Raw genomic sequence first — 4,838 nt, 5'->3', positions numbered from 1 at the left:
AGGGAGGTTAAGGCAGTGCGACTGATTAAAGTTGGGGCGGCAGCGCTAAATCAGACCCCAATTGCTTGGGGTGAGAATCTCGATAACATAGTAAGGGTTATAGAGCTGGCTAAAGGTCAGGGGGTTGAGGTTCTGTGTTTGCCGGAGCTCTGTATAAGCGGATACGGTGTGCAGGATTTTTTTCACTCCACCGGAGTTTTAGAAGAAGCGCTGGCCAGTTTGGTTGAGCGCATAGTGCCGATCTGCGAAGGAATAATCGTTAGCGTTGGCCTTCCCATGTACTGGCAGGGAGCGCTTTATAATTGCACTTGTGTCGTTGCAGATAGGGAAATTCAGGGGTTTTATGCCAAGCAGAATCTAGCCGGCGATGGCGTACATTATGAACCGAGGTGGTTTAAATCCTGGCCCAGCGGATTTGTTGGAGAAGTTGCCGTTGCTGGAGCTAAATATCCGATAGGCGATATCTACTTTGAGATTGACGAAATAGTTATTGGCATAGAAATTTGCGAAGATGCGTGGGTGGCAAAGCGTCCTGGACGCCACCTAGCAGCAGTCGGAGCGGATATTATTTTAAACCCCAGCGCATCTCACTTTGCGTTTGGGAAACACGAGGTCCGCCGCGATTTAGTTAGCGAGGGCAGTCGGGTTTTCGGAGTCTCTTACTTGTACTCCAATCTTTTGGGAAACGAAGCCGGTCGCATAATCTACGATGGCGATTGCATGATCGCAACTTTGGGAAAAATCGTGGCAGAAGGACAGCGGTTTTCGCTCAATCCAGTCGAATTGACAACGGCGATTATAGACATAGAGGCGACGCGAATGGCTCGAGCTAAACTTTATGCGTTTAAGCCAGAAGCCGCTGCCAGAATGGTTAAAGTTTGCGATGGCCGCATTAAACTTGGCAGAGATATTGTTAGCGGTTTAGATCCGAGAACACCTCTTGCAAAAGCTACGACCAAGTACGATGAGTTTATTGCCGCGATTACGCTCGGACTTTTTGATTACTTGAGAAAGAGCAAGCTAAAAGGCTTTGTAATTTCGCTTAGCGGTGGCGCAGATTCTAGCTCCGTCGCCATGTTGGTGTGGCTCATGGTTAGACGCGCCGTTAATGAGCTCGGCGTAGAAGGAACATTTGCGAGATTGGGGTGGATGAGGGGAATGAATGCAGCGGCTATTGCGAATAATGACCTACTAAATAAAGTCTTAACATGCGTTTTTCAAGGGACGAAGTTCAGCTCCAAGGAAACTAGGCAGTCGGCTGCCACACTAGCAAGTGCTATAGGCGCTCAGTTTATTAGCTGGGACATAGATGCGCTCGTGGGAGATGTTGAGAGAAACGTAGGTTCGGCCTTAACAATAGATCTAAATAGCAGTGGCGAAGATTGGGCTCTATCACGAGAAAATGTTCAAGCGCGAGTCAGATCCCCCGGAGTGTGGATGGTGGCGAATTTGTCTGGCAAGATTTTGCTAGTGTGCTCAAATCGCAGCGAAGCAGCTGTTGGATATGCTACTATGGATGGGGATACTAGTGGCTGTATAAATCCTATCGGTGGAGTTTCAAAACATTTTTTACTCGAATGGCTTATGTGGATGGAAAAGCGCGAGGATTTGCCAGCAGAAGTTCGCGATGCTTTATGTTTGGTCAATAGTCTTAAGCCCTCAGCGGAGCTAAGAGCAGGACAGCGAGATGAGGACGACTTAATGCCGTACGATGTGCTAGATAAAATCGAGCAACTAGCCGTTGAAAAAAAACTTTGTCCGGTAGATATTTTGCGACTTTTAAGCGAAGAGTTTTCCGAAGAACGCGTTGAGAAATTGGGCGAATGGATTGAGAAATTTTTTCGCTTGTGGGCGCGTAATCAGTGGAAGAGAGAGAGGTTTGCCATTTGTTTTCATGTCGATGACTATAGCTTGGATCCAAAGACGGCTTGTAGGTTTCCGGTGCTTTCAGGTAGCTTTGCAAAGGAGCTAGAAGCCTTGCGCTCGGAGATAAAAAGACTTAGTTGTGAAAAGTAGTACAGCTTACTTTTTCTCTAGCTCTCTTAGTAAATTTGGATCTTTGCTGCGGAGCATGGATTGAACTACGGAGTGCATCCATATTAGACAGGCAGCGGAGAGGATGAACATAAACATCCAGCAACTAGTCCAGAGACCTGTAAATTTAAGCAGATATCCAAATATTATTGGGCAGAAAAAGCCGCCTAAGCCGCCCAATGCGCCAACTAAACCCCCTACCACACCTACCTCCTTGGGGAAGTAATCGGCAATGTGCTTAAAGACCGCAGCTTTGCCTATGCCCCAAATGATTCCTATTGTTATTACGAGTATGCCAAAAATCCAGACGTTAGCCTGAAAATAAATCCTCGTAATTCCTTGTGCTAATAGTTGCTTTTTGACAACCGTATCCCCAACTTTAACCATCGGCTTGTGCCAAGACTGTTTTGTAGGCCATATGAGAATATCAGCGTTCTCGTCATAGTTCACGGATTCCTTGGCCGCTAGTTGATACGTAACATTGCTTACAACAATTTCACTGTCAGTAACGCTAGCAACTACACCAGCTTTTTTTGCCATTATTCCGGCACCGGGAGAATAGCTCTCTAACCTGGGCACGGTGAGCATCAACGAAATAATTAAGGAGGAGCCAAGAACCCAATACATGACTTTTTGGGCTCCGTACTTGTCAGAGCACCAGCCACCTAGCGCGCGAATAACGCCAGACGGGAAGCTAAACCAAGAGGACCAGTATCCAGCTGTGACTAGAGATACCGTATAGACGTTTACAAAGTAAGGGAGCAGCCATTGGCTAAAAGCTACAAAGCAGCCAAAAACTAAGAAGTAATACAAACTAAAGCGCCACACTCTCATTCTCCTTAATGGCTGAAGCAGCTCAGACAAAGTTTTGTTTGCTTGGCCCTCGGGAAGTTTAGTTTCAGTGAACAGGAAGAATACTATTCCCGTAATAAACAGAGAAGCAGCGTATATTTTCGGAAGCTCTCGCCAAGCTTCGAGATTAGTTGCATGATTTGTGAGATTGTTTAAAAGCCGTGGTCCAACTAAAGTGGTAAGTGCCGCGCCAGCGTTCCCAGCACCAAAAATGCCCAATGCAGTGCCTTGGTGCTCTTTTTTGTACCAAATGGAAGAGTACGCAATGCCTACGGCAAAACTAGTTCCCGCCATTCCAAAACCCGCACTAAGCAACGCGAATGACAAAAAGGAGTTCGCGTATGAAAGAAAATACATAGGAACCGCGCTAAGGAGTAGAAGTAAGCCGTAGACCATGCGCCCACCAAACTTATCAGTTAGGATTCCCAGCGGTATGCGAAAGATTGAGCCGGTTAAAATAGGAATGCCAAATAGCCACCCCATTTGAACTGTCGTCCAGTCGAACACGCCGTTATCCACCAAGAATGTCACCAATACGCCGTTAGAGGTCCAGGCTGCAAAGCAAATGGTAAAGGCAATAGTGTTTAAAAACAGTATTCGATGCGACTTATTCCACGTCATTCAAAAAACTCCCTTTGTTTAGGATGAACAAAACGGCGAAATACTAGCGTTAAACGCGGCAAATCGCCAGAGTAAAGTTCAGCGAGATAAACCGTTTTCAAAAAGTAAGTTAAATATTTTACTTTTTGGAAACGGTATTTGTTGTTTGTTGGTAACAACACGAGAATACAGTGGTTTTCCCGGAAGGGAAGCACGGTATATATGCGAGTGGTAGATCTGCTTTAAATATTTCATAGCTGGAGATGCAAAGAGGTGATTACAAATTAAGTTAGTTTTTGCGGCTCAGCATTGCCTAGCGCGAAGTCAAGCCAGTTCTCTCGATTTATAACTTCCCAAGTTGAATCTGGGTAAGCATTTAAGAATGTTTCGGGCTTTCGCGCTTTAGCTTTTTGGTACTTGATTTCAAAACCCGAAAGTTTGCCGCCGCTTTCTTCCACGTAGTCAATTTCGGCACCAGTATAGGTGCGCCAAAAATAACTAGAGCTTATTTTTTCGTTATAGGCATTTTGCTTTATGCGCTCGCTTATAAGAAAATTTTCCCACAATCCCCCTTGATCGTTTCGGTTGAGAAGGGAGTTAAAGTTCTCGACTACGGCATTTCGCATGCCTAAATCGCAAAAGTAGTACTTTTTGCTTTTGCTTACTTCTTTTCGCAAGTTTCGACTGAATCCAGAAAGGCTAAATAGAACAAAGCTCTTTTCTAGCAAGTCGATATATCTTGCAACGGTCTCCTTACTTATGTTGAGAGAGTTACTTATTTCATGAAGAGAAACCTGGCTTCCGACCTGAAACGACAATAATTTTAGTAAGGCGCGAATTTTTGCGGGATTGCGCACGTCGGCAAGCGTTAGGATGTCCTTGTATAGATAGTCAGTGCTTAATTCGCCAAGGTACTTCGCTCGCTGCTTTGGCCCTTTAAATGAAAAGACTTCGGGATAAGATCCCCAAATGAGCCTTTCTTCCAGTGTGTCTTGCAATTGAAAGCGGTTCAACGTTCTTGAAAGCTCTAACTGCGATATGGGAAATAGTTGGTAGGTCCATTTTCTTCCCGTAAGCGGTTCGCTTATGCCCCTTGCGAGTTCTAATGAAGACGAGCCGGTTGCGATAATCTTAAGTTTAGGGCGACTATCGATGAGAATTTTCAGACCAATTCCAATGTTTGGCACGCGCTGCGCTTCGTCGATAAAGAGCAGGTCGTAGCCTTCCACTAATTCGCCAAGCTTTCGTTCATCTCGGCTCGAAAGAACTTCATGGTAGCGTTCCTCATCCGCATTTATGATTAGAGCCTTATAGGAAAGTTTAGCAATTATGCGCCTTATTAAAGTGGTTTT

Annotated in this window: 3 protein-coding genes; 1 reads left to right on the top strand and 2 read right to left on the bottom strand. The window is 45.3% G+C overall.

The window, feature by feature from the left end:
- The first annotated feature begins 15 nt into the window (after window positions 1–15).
- Window positions 16–2,016: an NAD(+) synthase gene (nadE, locus tag IT291_11230; protein ID MCC6221801.1), complete on the top strand. Its 2,001-nt coding sequence runs from the start codon at window positions 16–18 to the stop codon at window positions 2,014–2,016.
- A gap of 6 nt (window positions 2,017–2,022) precedes the next feature.
- Here the strand turns inward: nadE and IT291_11225 are convergent, their stop codons facing one another.
- Both IT291_11225 and IT291_11220 read right to left on the bottom strand, forming a co-directional pair.
- A complete protein-coding gene (locus tag IT291_11225; GenBank protein MCC6221800.1) occupies window positions 2,023–3,507 on the bottom strand; it encodes an MFS transporter in 1,485 nt (494 codons plus the stop codon).
- A 263-nt stretch (window positions 3,508–3,770) separates the two neighbouring features.
- The coding region (locus IT291_11220) for an ATP-binding protein (GenBank protein MCC6221799.1) at window positions 3,771–4,838 on the bottom strand (1,068 nt) is incomplete at its 5' end.

It is taken from the genome of Deltaproteobacteria bacterium (assembly GCA_020845775.1).
In the GTDB taxonomy this organism is placed as follows: Bacteria; Bdellovibrionota_C; UBA2361; order SZUA-149; family JADLFC01; genus JADLFC01.
The sequence above is the reverse complement of the archived record's forward strand: the minus strand, read 5'-3'. Positions and strand labels throughout refer to the sequence as shown.